This is a genomic window from Kineococcus aurantiacus (assembly GCF_013409345.1).
GTDB classification, from domain to species: domain Bacteria; phylum Actinomycetota; class Actinomycetes; order Actinomycetales; family Kineococcaceae; genus Kineococcus; species Kineococcus aurantiacus.
Map to the genome: position 1 here is coordinate 2,526,159 of NZ_JACCBB010000001.1, position 17,288 is coordinate 2,543,446.

The 17,288-nt window shown below is 69.3% G+C and carries 9 protein-coding genes and 3 rRNA genes; 7 read left to right on the forward strand and 5 right to left on the reverse strand.

The features are described from left to right. The first annotated feature begins 4 nt into the window (after positions 1-4). Positions 5-769, forward strand: coding sequence for a DeoR/GlpR family DNA-binding transcription regulator (locus BJ968_RS12210; RefSeq protein ID WP_343077986.1), 765 nt, complete (start codon positions 5-7; stop codon positions 767-769). Positions 770-774: 5 nt separating this feature from the next. Here BJ968_RS12210 and BJ968_RS12215 read toward each other — a convergent pair whose 3' ends face one another. Both BJ968_RS12215 and BJ968_RS12220 read right to left on the reverse strand, forming a co-directional pair. Beyond that, on the reverse strand, positions 775-2,475 hold the full coding sequence (locus BJ968_RS12215) for an EAL domain-containing protein (RefSeq protein ID WP_179752186.1): 1,701 nt from the start codon (positions 2,473-2,475) through the stop codon (positions 775-777). Beyond that, positions 2,472-3,314, reverse strand: a complete 843-nt coding sequence (locus tag BJ968_RS12220) for an alpha/beta fold hydrolase (protein WP_343077987.1) — start codon at positions 3,312-3,314, stop codon at positions 2,472-2,474. The genes BJ968_RS12215 and BJ968_RS12220 overlap by 4 nt, the downstream gene beginning before the upstream one ends. A 301-nt stretch (positions 3,315-3,615) precedes the next feature. Here BJ968_RS12220 and BJ968_RS12225 point away from each other — a divergent pair, with 301 nt between their 5' ends. From BJ968_RS12225 to rrf, 4 genes are all read left to right on the forward strand, one after another. Further along, positions 3,616-3,879, forward strand: a complete 264-nt coding sequence (locus tag BJ968_RS12225) for a hypothetical protein (RefSeq protein ID WP_179752190.1) — start codon at positions 3,616-3,618, stop codon at positions 3,877-3,879. Positions 3,880-4,400: 521 nt separating this feature from the next. Continuing rightward, positions 4,401-5,918: ribosomal RNA gene (locus tag BJ968_RS12230) — 16S ribosomal RNA — on the forward strand. Between the two features lie 595 nt (positions 5,919-6,513). Continuing rightward, positions 6,514-9,683, forward strand: a 23S ribosomal RNA gene (locus BJ968_RS12235). 223 nt (positions 9,684-9,906) lie between these two features. After that, positions 9,907-10,023: ribosomal RNA gene (gene rrf / locus BJ968_RS12240) — 5S ribosomal RNA — on the forward strand. Together the 16S, 23S and 5S rRNA genes form the textbook arrangement of a ribosomal RNA operon. A gap of 147 nt (positions 10,024-10,170) precedes the next feature. On the opposite strand, the gene BJ968_RS12245 is transcribed toward rrf, so the two are convergent. Together BJ968_RS12245 and BJ968_RS12250 are read right to left on the reverse strand one after the other, a co-directional pair. Beyond that, positions 10,171-11,916: an ABC transporter transmembrane domain-containing protein gene (locus BJ968_RS12245; protein ID WP_179752192.1), complete on the reverse strand. Its 1,746-nt coding sequence runs from the start codon at positions 11,914-11,916 to the stop codon at positions 10,171-10,173. Continuing rightward, entirely contained in the window at positions 11,913-13,739 is a 1,827-nt protein-coding gene (locus tag BJ968_RS12250) for an ATP-binding cassette domain-containing protein (protein WP_179752194.1), read from the reverse strand. Before BJ968_RS12250 ends, BJ968_RS12245 begins: the two co-directional genes overlap by 4 nt. A 131-nt stretch (positions 13,740-13,870) precedes the next feature. Between BJ968_RS12250 and BJ968_RS12255 the strand changes: the two genes are divergently transcribed. Next, on the forward strand, positions 13,871-14,800 hold the full coding sequence (locus BJ968_RS12255; RefSeq protein WP_179752196.1) for a hypothetical protein: 930 nt from the start codon (positions 13,871-13,873) through the stop codon (positions 14,798-14,800). Between the two features lie 57 nt (positions 14,801-14,857). Beyond that, on the forward strand, positions 14,858-16,078 hold the full coding sequence (locus tag BJ968_RS12260) for a hypothetical protein (RefSeq protein ID WP_179752198.1): 1,221 nt from the start codon (positions 14,858-14,860) through the stop codon (positions 16,076-16,078). A gap of 30 nt (positions 16,079-16,108) precedes the next feature. Here the strand turns inward: BJ968_RS12260 and BJ968_RS26635 are convergent, their stop codons facing one another. Then, complete coding sequence (locus BJ968_RS26635) at positions 16,109-17,242, reverse strand: LuxR C-terminal-related transcriptional regulator (protein WP_218885020.1); 1,134 nt, start codon at positions 17,240-17,242, stop codon at positions 16,109-16,111. Positions 17,243-17,288 lie beyond the last annotated feature (46 nt).

The following is a 17,288-nucleotide window of genomic DNA, read 5'->3' on the forward strand; positions in this document are numbered from 1 at the left end:
GACCGTGTCCTCCGAGATCCGCCGAGCGACCATCGTCGACCTCGCCCGCACCGACGGCCTCGCGAACGTCGACGCCCTCGCCACCCGGTTCGGGGTGTCCGCCTCCACCATCCGCCGTGATCTCGCGGTCCTCACCGCCGAGGGCCGCATCGCCCGCACCTACGGCGGGGCCATCGCGCTCGGCGCTTCCGGCGAACCCACGCTGCGGCAGCGGACCGGTGAGGCGCACGCCGCGAAGACGGCCATCGCCCGCTGGGCCGCCGCGCAGGTCGCCGACGGTGACACCGTCCTGCTCGACGTCGGCTCCACCGTCGGTGCGCTCGCCACGGCCCTGCGCGGCGCACGCGGCCTGACGGTCATCACCGCCAGCCTCACCGTCGTGGAGGAACTCACCGACGTCGAGGGCGTCACCGTGGAGTGCCTCGGCGGCCGGTTGCGCCCGGTGAGCCAGGGTTTCCTCGGTCCGCTCACCGAGGCCGCGCTGGAACGCGTCAGCGCCGACGCGGTGTTCCTCGGCACCGACGGCGTCTCCCCGGACGGGGAGGTCTGCGAGGCGGACCTGCAGCAGGTGCGGCTGAAGGAACTCATGGCCCGCCGCGCCGCCCACGTCCACGTCCTCGCCCACGGCGCGAAGGTCGGCGCGCGCCCGTTCCACGCCTGGGTGCAGTTGCCGCTGCCGTGGACGCTGGTCACCGATGCGACGGCCCCGACCGAGCACGTCGAGGCGCTGCGGCATCGAGGAGTCGAGGTGGTCGTCGTCGACGCGTGAGGTCGTCAGCGCGCGGCGAGTTCCCGCACCACGGCCGCCTCGACGGGCCGCGAGAACAGGTACCCCTGCTCCACGTCGCACCCCATCTCCACCAGCGCCTGCCGCTGCTCCTCGGTCTCCACCCCTTCGGCGACGGCCCGCACCCCCACCGCGTGCGCGAGCTGCACGCACGCCCGCACGATCCCGGTGTCCCCGTCGGAGACGCCCAGCCCGCTGACGAACGACCGGTCGATCTTCAGCTCGTCGACGGGGAACCGCTGCAGGTACGTGAGGCTGGCGTAGCCGGTGCCGAAGTCGTCGACGGACACGCCCACGCCCAGCTCCTTCAACGCGGTCAGGGCCGCCGCCGCGGCTTCCGGGTCGGCGACGAGAGCGGTCTCGGTGACCTCCAGGACGAGCAGCCCCGCGGGCAGCCGGTGTCGGACCAGGATCGCGGTCACGGCCTCGACGAGACCCGGCGCGGTCAGCTGCCGCGCGGACAGGTTCACCGACACCTCCAACGTCGGGTGGCTGGGGTCGCGGGCCCAGCGGGCGGCCTGCTTCACGGCGGCTTCGAGCACCCATGCCCCGAGCGCGCGGACGAGGCCGGACTGTTCGGCGACGTCGATGAACTCCGCCGGCGGCAGCAGACCCCGGGTGGGGTGCTGCCACCGCACGAGTGCCTCGACCCCGCGGACGCGCCCGTCGCGGAGCTGGACCTGCGGCTGGTACAGCAGCCGGAGCTGCCCGGCGGCGATGCCGAGGCGCAGTTCCCCGAGCAGCCGGAGCCGGTCCGCGGCGGAATTCGTGGTGGTGGGGTCGTGCACCTCGACGCGTCCGCGACCGCGGACCTTCGCCCGCTGCATCGCCGCCCCGGCGTCCTGCAGCGCCCGGTCCGCGTCGCCGGTGTCGGCGAGGGCGGCGCCGACGCTGGCCGACGTCACGACCTCCAGCCCGGCGAGGACGACGGGGGCGCTGAGCTCGGCGAGCACCCGCTCGGCGAGCGCGAGGGCCGCCTCGCCGTCGGTGCAGCGCTCGACGACGACGAACTCGTCGGCGGACACGCGCGCCACGACGGCCCCGTCCCGCAGGGCCCCGGTCAACCGTGCGGCGACGGTGAGCAGCAGCTCGTCGCCGGCGGCCGCGCCGAGGCTCTCGTTGACGACGGCGAAGTGGTCCAGGTCCACGACCAGCACCACGACGGGGCCTTCCAGCGCGGGTCCGAGGTGCTGGGCCAGCCCCGCACGGTTCGGCAACCCCGTGAGGGGGTCCTGCAGGGCCCGGCGCTGCCCGTCGGCCTCCGCGGCGACGCGCCGGTCCTCGGCCTCCTCGACGCGGCGCAGGGCCGTCACGAGTTCCTGCTCGTGCGCGCGGCGCTCGGGAGCGCTGAAGACGATGACCCGCACCTCGGCCTCCGCGCCGTCGTGCGCCGGGACCCGCGTGGCGGTCAGCAGCGCGGGACGTCGCGTCCGGTCCGCACCGACGACGTCGACGACGACCTCGCTGACGCTGCCGGTGGTGCCGAGCTGGGGGAGGCTGTGCGTGGACCACAGGATCCGGTCGCCCACGGGGAGCAGGCGCCCGAAGGCGGACCCGAGCAGCTGCTCGCGGCGGTGCCCGGACCAGGTGAGGAACGTGTCGTTGACGCGGGTGATGCGCCCGTCGTCGGTGGTGGTGAGGTAACCGCAGGGGGCGTCGTCGAAGAGCGCCTCGAAGGGGCTGCTCACGGCAGGTGGGCGAGGATCGCGGCCGCCGTTTGCGCGGGCGCGCTGAGGTGGGGACAGTGCCCGGACGCGTCGAGAGGCACGAGCGTCGCGTGCGGCACGAGCGCGGCGACTTCACGGACGGCGCTCTCGGGCGCGAGGGCGTCGTCGCGGCTCTGCAGCACGAGAGCGGGCGTCTGCAGCCGGGTCAGCAGGTCGCGGGAGTCGCTGAGGAACGTGGCTCGGGCGAAGTCGCGGGCCGTGCCGGGGTGCAGCGCGCGGAACGAGGCCGCCAGCTCGTCCCCGAGCTCGGGCCGGTCGGGGTTGCCCATGACCATGGGACCCACGCCGCTGGTCCAGGAGACGTAGTTCTGGTCCAGGGAGTCCAGCAGCTCCTCGATGTCGTCGGCGGAGAAGCCCCCCTCGTACCCCGTGGCGGGGTCGTCCAGGTAGCGCGCCGACGGCGCGATCATGACGACGTGGGAGAACCGCTCCGGGGCCCGCACCACCGCCCGGGCGGCGATGACCGAGCTCACGCTGTGCCCCACGACGACGACGTCGCGCAGGTCGAGCTCCTCGCACACGTCCACGAGGTCCGCCGCGTAGCCGTCGAGGGTCGAGTACCGCTGCCGGTCGTACGTCGCGGCGTCGAACCCGCCGGCCCCGGCCTGGTCGAGCAGCACGACGCCGAAGCGGTCGACGAAGGCCGGCAGGACCCGGTCCCAGGAGCGCTGGTCGCCGCCGAAGCCGTGCACCAGCAGCAGGACCGGCCCGTCGGCACGACCCACGACGCGCACGCAGTGCCTTGCCGCCGCCGAGCGGGCGGGCAGCACGCCGTCGGCGCTGGCGGCAGGTGTGGGCACGGCATCCTCTTCCGAACACGGGGGAGTCGTTCGGCACTGGCTTGACCGATCCACGGGGTCTTCGACGCGTGGCACGCCCGGCTTGAGCGGGTGAACGGGCGACCTCGCCGGTGCCACACCGCCGTGGACGGGGGAATGCCTGGCGCGCCCGAGCGTTGTACTCCTCGACGGCGCCCCGCACATGCCCCGGGCTCCAACTCTCGTCGCTCCGAGCGACCACCGTGCCGACAGGCGCATCCGGGGTGCCGTCACCCTCATCCACTGCTCGCCACGGGCGCGAGCACGTCCACAGGAGGACACCGTGAAGGGTGATCGGGTCGAGATCGTCGTCGACGCCACCGGGGACACCCGCACCTACGAGGTCGAGGCGACCCGCGCCGGGCGTCGGGTGGAGATCACCCACGGGCGGGGAGTCGTCGAGGTGACTGAGGTGACCCGCGGGGGGACCCCCGTGCGCACCGCCCGGTTCATGGCCGGCCGGGTCGTCGCCCTCGTCGAGCACCCGTCCCCACGAGCCGTCGCGGACGACGACGAGACCGCACGGCCCCTGCGGATGACCGCCTGACGGTCGTCTGAGCCGTCCGGGCACCTGTTCCGTTGCGGTGCAACGGGACAGGGCGTCAGGAGGGCGCGGATTTGCCTCGTGCCCCGGCGGCCACGTACTGTTCTTCATGTCGCCCCGGCGGGGCGGAAAACCTGAAGCTCACGAGCTGGGGTGGACCGCGTCTGGTGGGGTGGCGCCGGAAGCCTCGATCGGGGCTGGGTTGCAGTTTGGCCTGGTGTCTGGTTAAGGTGGGAAAGTTGCCCCTCTTCCGCTGGCCCTCGTGTGGGGGTCGGTTCGGGGTGGGTGCGTCCGGTTCTTGAGAACTCAACAGTGTGCCATAAATGTTGATGCCAATGCATTAACCCCCAATGGTTCTCGCTCCTGTGTGGGTGGGGATCGGGGATTCCTTTGGGATTGACCTCCGCCTCTTTCACGCCAGTGGGGGGTGGAGTTTCGAGTCCAAGGGTCGACTATGAAGTGAAATGATCTACGTGGCTGCTTGGCTGGTCTTCGGGCCGGTTTGGGTGGTTGCGGATGGTTTTTCGACGGAGAGTTTGATCCTGGCTCAGGACGAACGCTGGCGGCGTGCTTAACACATGCAAGTCGAACGGTGAACCCCTTCGGGGGGGATCAGTGGCGAACGGGTGAGTAACACGTGAGCAACCTGCCCCTGGCTCTGGGACAACCACTGGAAACGGTGGCTAATACCGGATACGACCTGCCTCGGCATCGAGTGCGGGTGGAAAGTTTTTCGGCTGGGGATGGGCTCGCGGCCTATCAGCTTGTTGGTGGGGTAATGGCCTACCAAGGCGACGACGGGTAGCCGGCCTGAGAGGGCGACCGGCCACACTGGGACTGAGACACGGCCCAGACTCCTACGGGAGGCAGCAGTGGGGAATATTGCACAATGGGCGAAAGCCTGATGCAGCGACGCCGCGTGAGGGATGACGGCCTTCGGGTTGTAAACCTCTTTCAGCTCCGAAGAAGCGCAAGTGACGGTAGGAGCAGAAGAAGCACCGGCTAACTACGTGCCAGCAGCCGCGGTAATACGTAGGGTGCAAGCGTTGTCCGGAATTATTGGGCGTAAAGAGCTCGTAGGCGGTGTGTCGCGTCTGCTGTGAAAACTCAGGGCTCAACTCTGAGCTTGCAGTGGGTACGGGCACACTTGAGTGCTGTAGGGGAGACTGGAATTCCTGGTGTAGCGGTGAAATGCGCAGATATCAGGAGGAACACCGGTGGCGAAGGCGGGTCTCTGGGCAGTTACTGACGCTGAGGAGCGAAAGCATGGGGAGCGAACAGGATTAGATACCCTGGTAGTCCATGCCGTAAACGTTGGGCGCTAGGTGTGGGGTCCATTCCACGGATTCCGTGCCGCAGCTAACGCATTAAGCGCCCCGCCTGGGGAGTACGGCCGCAAGGCTAAAACTCAAAGGAATTGACGGGGGCCCGCACAAGCGGCGGAGCATGCGGATTAATTCGATGCAACGCGAAGAACCTTACCAAGGCTTGACATGCGCGGTGGAATCCCAGAGATGGGGTGTCATTTAGTTGGTCGCGTACAGGTGGTGCATGGTTGTCGTCAGCTCGTGTCGTGAGATGTTGGGTTAAGTCCCGCAACGAGCGCAACCCTCGTTCCATGTTGCCAGCACTTCGGGTGGGGACTCATGGGAGACTGCCGGGGTCAACTCGGAGGAAGGTGGGGATGACGTCAAATCATCATGCCCCTTATGTCTTGGGCTTCACGCATGCTACAATGGCCAGTACAGAGGGCTGCGATACCGTGAGGTGGAGCGAATCCCAAAAAGCTGGTCTCAGTTCGGATCGGGGTCTGCAACTCGACCCCGTGAAGTCGGAGTCGCTAGTAATCGCAGATCAGCAACGCTGCGGTGAATACGTTCCCGGGCCTTGTACACACCGCCCGTCACGTCATGAAAGTCGGTAACACCCGAAGCCGGTGGCCCAACCCGTCAGGGGGGGAGCTGTCGAAGGTGGGACTGGCGATTGGGACGAAGTCGTAACAAGGTAGCCGTACCGGAAGGTGCGGCTGGATCACCTCCTTTCTAAGGAGCATCAACCACACTCGCAGTACTTCACGCCGGCGTCGTCCGGGGTGGGGGCGGGTGTGGGTGGACCAGTTTCAGCCGGCATGTGTTCGGCGGCTGGTGCTCGAGGGTGGAACATCAACACGGTGCTCATCGACGCTTTCTCGTCTCAGTACTCCTCCTCATCGCTTGCGGTGGGTGGATGGAACAGACGGTGGGGGTTGAGGTGGGCACCTGGCGCACTGTTGGGTCCTGAGGGACCGGCCGGAAGGTCGTGAACTCTAGGTCTGGGCCTGTCCTGGCTTTGCACATCGGCTGTGGGTTCTCTTCGGGGGATGCGCGGTGTCTGGTGCGGGTCGTGTAGGGGTGGGTGTCGGGTTGTCTGTTGAGAACTGCACAGTGGACGCGAACATCTTTTGTAGTGGTGTTCGTCGAGTAGATCCTCTGATCTCAAACCTTTGCTCTGGGGTGACTCGGGGTGGGTTTGAGTGTCTTTGTGGTTTTTATGATTGTTTGCCTCTTGATCTGCGCATCGTTCGTCGCCGTTGGGACTTCGGTTCTGTCATCAGTGCCTTCGTGGTGTTGGTGGGTGTGGTGGTGGGTGGTGTGTGGTGGTCAAGTGTGTAAGGGCGCATGGTGGATGCCTTGGCATCAGGAGCCGATGAAGGACGTGGGAGCCTGCGTTAAGCCTCGGGGAGTTGGCAACCGAACGGTGATCCGAGGATGTCCGAATGGGGGAACCCGGCCGTCGTCATGGGCGGTCACCCGCACCTGAATGTATAGGGTGTGTGGAGGGAACGTGGGGAAGTGAAACATCTCAGTACCCACAGGAAGAGAAAACAACAGTGATTCCGTGAGTAGTGGCGAGCGAAAGCGGATGAGGCTAAACCGTTTCCGTGTGAGACCTGGTAGGGGTTGCGGTGGCGGGGTTGTGGGAGTGTTTCGGAGCCGGCTACCACCGGTTCGGGGAGTGAGAAAGTCGTGGTGTAGCCGAAGGGCCTGGGATGGTCCGGCGTAGTGGGTGAGACCCCCGTAGGTGAAACATCGCGGCCTCCCTGGGAGCGCCTCCCGAGTAGCACGGGGCTCGTGGAATCTCGTGTGAATCTGCCAGGACCACCTGGTAAGCCTAAATACTTCCTGATGACCGATAGCGGACAAGTACCGTGAGGGAATGGTGAAAAGCACCCCGGGAGGGGAGTGAAATAGTACCTGAAACCGTGTGCCTACAATCCGTCGGAGCAGGCTTGTACCTGTGACGGCGTGCCTTTTGAAGAATGAGCCTGCGAGTTAGTGGTGCGTGGCGAGGTTAACCCGGGTGGGGTAGCCGTAGCGAAAGCGAGTCCGAAGAGGGCGTTCTTAGTCGCGTGCTCTAGACCCGAAGCGGAGTGATCTACCCATGGCCAGGTTGAAGCGCGGGTAAGACCGCGTGGAGGACCGAACCCACCAGGGTTGAAAACCTGGGGGATGAGCTGTGGGTAGGGGTGAAAGGCCAATCAAACTCCGTGATAGCTGGTTCTCCCCGAAATGCATTTAGGTGCAGCGTCGCGTGTTTCTTGCCGGAGGTAGAGCTACTGGATGGCCGATGGGCCCCACCGGGTTACTGACGTCAGCCAAACTCCGAATGCCGGTAAGTGAGAGCGTGGCAGTGAGACTGCGGGGGATAAGCTTCGTAGTCGAGAGGGAAACAGCCCAGATCATCAGCTAAGGCCCCTAAGCGTGTGCTAAGTGGGAAAGGATGTGGAGTTGCGCAGACAACCAGGAGGTTGGCTTAGAAGCAGCCACCCTTGAAAGAGTGCGTAATAGCTCACTGGTCAAGTGATTCCGCGCCGACAATGTAGCGGGGCTCAAGTACACCGCCGAAGCTGTGGCACTCACATGTGAACCCCTCCAGTACGGATGACGGCATGTCTTCGGATGTGTGGTCTGGCCGGCTGGGGCAGGTGTGTGGGTGGGTAGGGGAGCGTCGTGTGTGGGGTGAAGCAGGGGGGTGACCCGTTGTGGACTGCACGCGAGTGAGAATGCAGGCATGAGTAGCGAATGACGGGTGAGAACCCCGTCCGCCGATTGACCAAGGGTTCCAGGGCCAGGTTCATCCGCCCTGGGTAAGTCGGGACCTAAGGCGAGGCCGACAGGCGTAGTCGATGGACAACGGGTTGATATTCCCGTACCGGTGTAGAACCGTCCATGGCGAGGCCGGGGATGCTAAGCACCCAAAGCCCCTCGTTGCCTTCGGGCGCGGGTGGGTGGAGCGTGTGGCCCGATCCGGTAGTAGTCAAGCGTATTAACAGGGGTGACGCAGGAGGGTAGCTTCCGCGTGGCGATGGTTGTCCACGTCCAAGGGTGTAGGGCGAGGTGTTGGCAAATCCGCACCTCTGACTTTGATGTCGGGCCTGAGACCTGATGGTGACCCCGTAGGGGGGAAGTAGGGTGATCCCATGCTGTCTAGAAAAGCCTCGGCGCGAGGTTCGAGCCGCCCGTACCCTAAACCGACTCAGGTGGTCAGGTAGAGAATACCGAGGCGTGCGAGTGAATCGTGGTTAAGGAACTCGGCAAAATGCCCCCGTAACTTCGGGAGAAGGGGGGCCTGAGGCGTGAAGTGACTTGCTCACTAGCGTTTGAGGGCCGCAGAGACCAGGGGGAAGCGACTGTTTACTAAAAACACAGGTCCGTGCGAAGTCGTAAGACGATGTATACGGACTGACGCCTGCCCGGTGCTGGAACGTTAAGGGGACCGGTTACCCACTCACGTGGGGACGCTGAGAACTTAAGCGCCAGTAAACGGCGGTGGTAACTATAACCATCCTAAGGTAGCGAAATTCCTTGTCGGGTAAGTTCCGACCTGCACGAATGGCGTAACGACTTCCCTGCTGTCTCAACCGCGAACTCGGCGAAATTGCACTACGAGTAAAGATGCTCGTTACGCGCAGCAGGACGGAAAGACCCCGGGACCTTCACTATAGCTTGGTATTGGTGTTCGGGACGGCTTGTGTAGGATAGGTGGGAGACTGTGAAGCGCTCACGCTAGTGGGTGTGGAGTCATCGTTGAAATACCACTCTGGTCGTTCTGGATGTCTAACTTCGGTCCGTGATCCGGATCAGGGACAGTGCCTGGTGGGTAGTTTAACTGGGGCGGTTGCCTCCTAAAGAGTAACGGAGGCGCCCAAAGGTTCCCTCAGCCTGGTTGGCAATCAGGTGTTGAGTGTAAGTGCACAAGGGAGCTTGACTGTGAGACAGACATGTCGAGCAGGGACGAAAGTCGGGACTAGTGATCCGGCCGTGGAGTGTGGAATCGCGGTCGCTCAACGGATAAAAGGTACCCCGGGGATAACAGGCTGATCTTGCCCAAGAGTCCATATCGACGGCATGGTTTGGCACCTCGATGTCGGCTCGTCGCATCCTGGGGCTGGAGTAGGTCCCAAGGGTTGGGCTGTTCGCCCATTAAAGCGGTACGCGAGCTGGGTTTAGAACGTCGTGAGACAGTTCGGTCCCTATCCGCTGCGCGCGTTGGAAACTTGAGAAGGGCTGTCCCTAGTACGAGAGGACCGGGACGGACGAACCTCTGGTGTGCCAGTTGTCCTGCCAAGGGCATGGCTGGTTGGCTACGTTCGGAAGGGATAACCGCTGAAGGCATCTAAGCGGGAAGCCTGCTTCGAGATGAGGTTTCCGTGCCCCTTGTGGGGTGGGAGGCTCCCTGGAGATGACGGGGTTGATAGGCCGGGTGTGGAAGCAACGACTAGCGAGTTGTGGAGCTGACCGGTACTAATAAGCCGATCACTTGTCTACCACGCACCAGCCACCATCAGGGCCAGTCGTAAGGATTGGTGTGGTGGGTGATGGTGTGGGTGGAGAGTGCAAACAATCTTGATGCTTTGATGAGCAGTTGCTGCTTGAGTGTTCGCGTCCATTGTGTGGTTCTCGGGAGAGAACCCGCCCACCGCCACTCGTGGTGCATGCGCAGGCGTGCTCGTGTGTGGTGGTGGGGTGGTTTGGATCCTGGCCTGTGTGGTCCGGTGGTCATAGCGGTGGGGAAACGCCCGGTCTCATTCCGAACCCGGAAGCTAAGCCCACCAGCGCCGATGGTACTGCTCGGGAGACTGGGTGGGAGAGTAGGTCACCGCCGGCCACTCACTCTTGTGGTGAGAAGCGTGTGGGGAGCAGCCCGATCAGGGCCGCTCCCCACACGTATTTGTGGCCTCATCACCCGTGAGGTCGAGGGCCAGAACCCCTGATGGGGTTCTGGCCCTTTTTCATTGCCCTCGGAGGACGGCGCTCAGCTGTGCTGCGCCGTCCACGCCGCGTGCAGTCGCGAGTACGGCCCACCGGCGTAGGCGAGATCCACGGCCGGCCCTACTTCGACGACCCGCCCGGAGTCGACGACCACCACGGTGTCGGCCGCTTCGGCCGTCGAGAGCCGGTGGGCGATGGCGACGGACGTACGGCCGGACAGAACTCCCTCCAGGGCCCGCTGGAGCCGCACCTCCGTCGCGGGGTCCACGGAGGACGTCGCCTCGTCGAGGACGAGCAGGTCGGGGTCGGCGAGGTGGGCGCGGGCGAGGGCGACGAGCTGGCGCTCACCGGCGGAGAGGCGTTCCCCCCGCTGCCCGACGGGGGTGTCGAGGCCTTCGGGCAGCCCGTCCAGCCACGACGTCAGGCCCAGGTCGGCGAAGGCGGCGCGGACGTCGGCGTCGACGGCCCCGGGCTTGCCGCGCCGCACGTTCTCCCCGACCGTCGTGTCGAAGAGGAAGCCCTCCTGCGGGACGGCGACGACGCGGCGGTGCAGCTCGGCCGACGGCAGGTCGCGGGCGTCGACGCCCGACAGCAGGACCCGCCCGGACACGGGGTCGACGAGGCGCGTCATGAGCCGGGACAGGGTCGTCTTGCCCGAGCCGGTCTCCCCGACGATCGCGGTCCGCGACCCGGCGGGGAAGTGCAGCGTGACCCCCGTCAGCACCGTCTTCGCCGTCCCGGGGTAGGAGTACGCGACGTCCTGCAGCCGGACGTCGACGGGGCCGCGCGGCAGGGTGCGGGGCGTCGTGGGCTCGGGGACCGAGACGGGGGTGTCGATGAGGTCCACGACGCGGCGCCACCCGGCGAGGGCGTTCTGCAGCTCGTTGAGCACCTCCGTGGCCGCCTGCACCGGCCCCACCCACAGCTGAGCCAGGAACAGGAAGGCCAGCAGCCGGCCGAGCGTGATGTCCCCGGCCAGCCCCAGCAGCGTCCCGACGACGATGACCAGCGCCACGACGAGCCCGGACACGAGGACACCGGAGGAGAACGTCACCGCGGTCGCGACCTGCGCCTTCACGGCCTGCTTGCGGTGGGCCTCGATGGCGGCGTCGATCCGCTTCCAGGACCGTTCGGAGGCGGCGTGGGCGCGGATGACGTCCGCTCCCACCACGGTCTCGGAGATCGCGGCGAGCAGGTCGCCCATCCGCACCCGGACCGCCTTGTAGGCGCGCGACACCGGTTCCTGCAGCTTCTGCCGGGCCAGGACCAGCGGCACGAAGCAGCCGATGACGACGAGCGCCAGCTGCCACGAGTAGACGAACATCAGCGCCGTCGCCAGCAGGACCTGCCCCGCGGACAGGACGAGGACGAGCATGCCCGTCTGCAGGAACGTCGAGATGGTGTCGACGTCGCTGGTCACGCGGCTCACGAGGGAGCCGCGGCGTTCACCGCTCTGCGTGAGCACCGCCAGGTCGTGCACGTGCCGGAAGGCGCGCACCCGCAGGCTCGCCAGGCCCGCCTCGGTCGCGCGGAACAGCCGCACGTTGACGATCCACGCGGTCCCGGCGGTGACGAGCACGACGAGGGCCGCGACCGCGCACAGCAGCACGACGCGCGTCACGTCGGGCCCGCCGGGGGCCTGCACGCCGGTGTCGATGGTCTGCTGCACCGCCACGGGGACGGCGACCTTGCCCAGCGTCGTCGCGGCCGCGATGGCCAGCGTCACGCCCAGGCCCTCGGCGAACTCGGGGGTGAGCTCGCGGGAACGGGCCAGCACTCCGGTGCTCACGCGGCGCCCTCCTCGGCGGCCCGGTCCGCGGCGGCGCGGGCGTAGGCGGTGACGAGTTCGCGGTACCCCTCGTCGCGGGCGGCGACCTCCTCGGCGGGGCCGCGGTCGACGATGCGGCCGTGGTCGAGGTGGACGACCTCGTCGGCCAGGGCGATCGTCGCGGGGCGGTAGGCGACGACGACGACCGTCGTGCCGATCCCGGTGCGTTCCAACCCGTCGAGCACTGCCCGTTCCACCGCCGGGTCCAGGGCGCTCGTGGCGTCGTCGAGGACCAGCAGGCGGGGCCGGCGGACGAGGGCGCGGGCGAGCGCCAGCCGCTGCCGCTGCCCGCCCGACAGGGTGGAACCGCGTTCCCCGACGAGCTCGTCGAGGCCGCCGGGCAGCGAGCGGACGAAGTCGCCGGCGCGGGCCAGCTCCAGCGCCTGCCACACCTCGTCGTCGGAGACCTCCAGGCCCAGGGCGACGTTGCCGCGGATCGAGTCGTCGAAGACGAACGTGGACTGCGGGACGAGCGCGGCGACGCCCGCGACCCGCCCCTCGGCGAGGTCGCGCACGTCGACGCCGTTGAGCAGCACGGTCCCGGTGGAGGGGTCGACCAGGCGCACCAGCAGACCGGCCAGCGTCGACTTGCCCGCGCCGGTGCCCCCGACGACCGCGACGGTCGTCCCTGCCGTCACCTCGAGCGTCACGTCGGACAGCACCCGCTGCGGCGGGGGGTGGGGGGCGGCGTCGCCGGCGAGGGGGTCGACGGCGGGCGCGGGGTGCCGGTAGGACAGGCCCGCCACCGACACCGCCAGCGGGCCGCCGGGGGCGAGGTCGCCCGCACCCCACGGCGTCGTCGCGTCCTCGCCCAGCACCGCTGACACGCGCGCGTCGCCCGCGACGGTGCGGGGCAGGTCGCCGAGCAGCCACCCGAAGGAGCGGACGGGGAAGGCCAGCAGGCTCAGGAGGTAGGCGATCTGCACGAGGTCGCCCACGCCGGTGCGGCCCGAGGCCACCCGGACCGCGCCGACGACGAGGACGAGCAGGGTGCCCAGCGACGGCAGGGCCTCGATGACGGGGTCGAACGCGCCCCGGGTGCGGCCCGCCGCGACGTTCGCGTCCCGCAGCCGCTCGGCGTCGGCGCGGAACCGGGTGACCTCCTCGTCGGCCAGGCCCAGCGTCTTGACGACGAGAGCGCCCTCGAAGCTCTCGTGGGCGGTCGAGGACACCTCGCCGCGCAGCTGCTGGACGGCGACGACCAGCGGGGACATCCGCCGCTGGTAGACGACGTTCGCGGCCAGCAGGGCGGGGACGACGAGCAGGCCGACGGTGGCCAGGACCGGGTCGGCCGCGACCATCGCGATCCCGGCGAAGACGATGAGGACCGCCGTGCCGAGGGCGAAGGGCAGGACCATCGTCGCCTGCCAGGTGGCCTCCACGTCCGCGCCGGCCGTCGCGAGCAGCCGGCCCGCGGGGTGGGCGTGGTGCCAGGCCAGCGGCAGGTCCAGGTAGCGGCGGGCCAGGGCCCGGCGGTAGCGGGCCTGCAGGGCGTAGGTGAACGCCCCGCCGAAGATGCGCCGCAGCAGGACCCCGCCGACGAGGGCGACCGTTACGGACATGAGCGTCGCGCCGGCCAGCCAGGCGTCGCGGGCGGTGACGGGGGCCGAGCCGTCGAGGGCCGGCACGACGACGTCGGTCGTCACGCGGCCCACGAGGTAGCCGGACAGGGCGTTGCCCACGCCGAAGACGACCGAGCCGACGATCGCGGTGCGGAAGGGGCGGGGCTCCTCCCGGACGCCGCGGGCCAGGGTTCGCACGCCGTCGAGGAACGTTCCGCTCACCGTTGGAGCCTTCCACAGGGAAAGCCCTTGCGCGCGGTCCGGGGCGGCCGCCGGGACGGCCTGTGGACAACTCCCGGGGCGTGCGGGCGGACCCTCGTACGGTGGGGCTCCGCCGACCGAGGGAGAACGTCGTGGAACCGTTGACCGCCGCCGACCGCACGAACGTGCGCCGCGTGGAAGCGGCGTTCGCCCGGTGGCTGAGCGACGACCTCGGCCTCCTGGACCCCGCCGACCTCGGCGCCCACCTGCACCGGCTGCGCGACTCGCGCCGGGACCTGCTGGCCCGGCGCGGGGAGCAGCGCCCCGACCGCGTCGTCACCGAGCTGGACCTGCGCGACGTCGGCCTGCTCGTCGAGCAGGCGGGCCGGCAGGCCGAGCTCGACGGCACCGACCGCGCCACCGAGGTCCGGGCCACGTGCGCCCTGTGGACGCGGTACGTGAACTTCCTGCTCGCCGCGCAGGCGTGGACGGGGGACAGGGCCGCGCTGCCGGACCTGGCGCAGGTCCTGCAGCGCCCGGCGCGCGGCGGCCTGCTGGGCCGCGGCGCCCACAGCGTGCGGTCCGGGCTGCCCGTCGAGATCACGCCGCTGCGGCGCACGCCGCTCGTGCGGGACGCCGAGGACGTCCTGCGCGGGCGCGCCACCGGCACCGCCCGGCTGCGCGCGGTGCTGGTGGAGCTGGGCTACCTGCGCCCCGACGGGGGGCGGGGGCCGCAGTGGGCCGCGTGGGACTCCCCGCGCGACGTGGACGCCGCCTTCGCCCGCCGGCGCCTCGTCGTCGCCGAGGTCGCGCACGCCGTGCGGCAGGACCCCGGGGCCGGGTACGTCCTGGCGCTGGCGACCTCCAGCCTGCCCGCGGAGGTCGCCCGCGGGGGCCGGGCGCTGGCCGACCTCGTGGGCGCGGGCCGCCTCGAGGCGCTCGTGCGGGGCGGGGTCGTGCCCTCGCGGGCGCCGTGGCGGATCGTCCGGGGGCTGCAGCCGGCCGTGCACGTCGGCCTGACCCGGCTGGCCGACGACGGGGTCCTGCACCTCGACGTCACCGACCTGCCGCTGGCCGGCTGACCGGACGACCACCGGAGGCGGTGGAGGTGATCAGGGGGGTGGTGACAGGCTGGGCCGGTGGCAGCTGACGAACGGCCCCTGGTGCACGTGTCCCACGCGCTCGGCGAGCGCGCGATGGAGGAGCTGCGCGCTCCCTTCACCGCGTGGCTGGACGAGAACGTCGAGGTCGACGAGGAGGTGGGGTCCGAGGCCGTCGTCGAGGCGCTGACCGTCGGCGCGGGCGGGCTGCTGACCGTCCGCCCGGCCGCTCAGCTGACGCGGCTGACCCCCGAGGACGTCGAGGCCCTGGTGGGGCGGGTCATCCCCGCGATGGTCGAGGACGCCGGCACCCCCGAACCGGAGGAGATGGCCGAGGACTTGGCCGCCATCTGGTGGCAGCTGCTGACCTTCCTCGGCGAGACCGGCCGCTGGCAGGGGTCGGCGAGCGACCTGGAGACGAGCCTGGTGCTGCTGGCGGGTGAGCCGCCGGAGCCGGCGGAGGTCCTGGCCGCCGCGGCCGAGGACGTCGACGAGGGCGAGGAGGACGAGGCCGTGCTGGCCTCGTTCCCCGTCCGCGCCGCCCGGGCCGTCCTCGCCCACGTCGGGGAGGGCCTGGAGGTGCCCGACGACGCCGAGCTCGCCGGTGACGACGTCACCGCGGTCCTGGCCTCCTTCGAGCACCGCATCCCCATCACGGTCGACGCCGACGGCGAGCCGACCGACCTGGAGGACGTGCCGTGGCTGCACCAGGTCGTCCTGCTCATGCTGGACCTGGACCTGCTCGACGGCGAGGACGAGACGCTGCTCACCCCGGGCGCCGCCGCGGACGGCTGGCTGGACCCGGCCCCCGAGCCCCGGGAGCTGCGCCGTCAGCTCGTGGGCCGGTTCATCCTCGAGGACCCCTCCACGCTGGAGGAGGGTTTCTCGATCGCCGAGGCCGTCCTGCCGACGGTCCTGGCGTCGGCGGTCACCGGGGACCCGTTCGACGACGCGGCCCTCGACGGGCTCGTCGACGGGGCCGCCGCCCTCGGGCCCGCGGCCGGGGTCGCGGTGGAGGAGCTGCGCGAGCGGCTGTCCGACCTCGGTGTCCTGGGGCTGCTCAGCGAGTCCGCACCGTGGACCGTCGCGCGCGGGTTCTGGCCCGCCCTGGCCGCCGCCGTCGACTCCGAGGAGGAGGACGACGTCCTCGGCGACCTGTTCGGCGGCGGGGAGCCGCACTGGTTCGAGAACGTCATGGGGCAGCTCGGGGTCGGCGACGACCAGGTGCAGCAGATCCGGAACATCCTCGGCGGACGCTGAGGCCCGCGGGGGGACCGGGCGGGGCGGCGCCTAGGCGAAGAAGCCCGAGGCGCCGACCGCCTGCCCCAGCTGCGGGGCGTACTCCTCGGCGAACACCCGGGCGGTGAGCTCACGGCGGCTGCGGACGCCGACCTTGTCGAACACCACCTTCAGGTGGTCCTGGACCGTGTACGCGGACAGGTGCAGGGTCGTGGCGATCTCGGCCGTCGACACCCCGCGCAGCACGAGCCGCACCACGTCCTGCTCGCGCGGTGTCAGCCCGAACGCCTCCACGAGCAGGGGCAGCACGTCGGCCCGCCCGGCGTCCTCGACGGTCACCGCGAACGTGGGGGCGGCGGCCTGACCGAAGGAGGTCAGGGGGGACGCGCTCACGACGACCCACCGGCCGTCGGCCGTGCGCATGCGGACACGGGGCGCCCAGTCCAGCTGTCCCTGCGCGAACCGCCGCGCGGCCCCGACCACCGACTGCACGGGCATCGGCAGGGCGCCCCGGCCGAGTTCCGGTCCGCCGAGCTCGGCGATGCGCCGGACCGCGGCGGCGTTCGCGGACAGGACGTCCCCGCGGTCGGTCACGACGATCACCCCCGGGCCGGCCTCCTCCACGGGGGCCGCCCCGGCCAGCGACGTCACGAGGCTGGCCCGCACCCCGCGCGCCAGCGACGTCGAGACCGTGCTGACGAACTCCATCTCCGCGGCGTTGAACGTCGTGGCGCGGTCGCCGGTGTCGCGGAACAGCGCCAGGAACGCCCACATCGACCCGTCGGCGGTCACGGCCGTGCGCAGCTCGTCCGTGACGTCCCACAGCGGGTGGAAGAAGTTCTCGTAGCGGTTGCAGCGCACCAGGTCGCCGGCGGTCTCGCGGTGGGTCGTCGTGACGCCGCCGGGACGGTCCAGCAGGTCGAGGTAGTCGTAGACGTCCTCGACGACGTACTCGTGGAACGCCCACCGCTCGTCCTGCTCCGGCGTGACCGTCGTCATCGTCCCGGTCTTCAGCGCGCTGGTCACCAACCGCGTCGCAGGGTCGGTCGTGGCGAAGCAGGCCGCCGCGAACGGGACGGCCCGGTGCAGGACCTCCAGGCTGGCGGCCACGAACGTGGGCGTGTCCAGGCCCGTCGTGCTGAGGGCGTCGAGCTGCGCGCGGGTGCGTTCCGTCGGCGAGGCCACGCACCCGAGTCTGCGCCCCGCGGGGACCGGGGGGAACCCCAGAGTT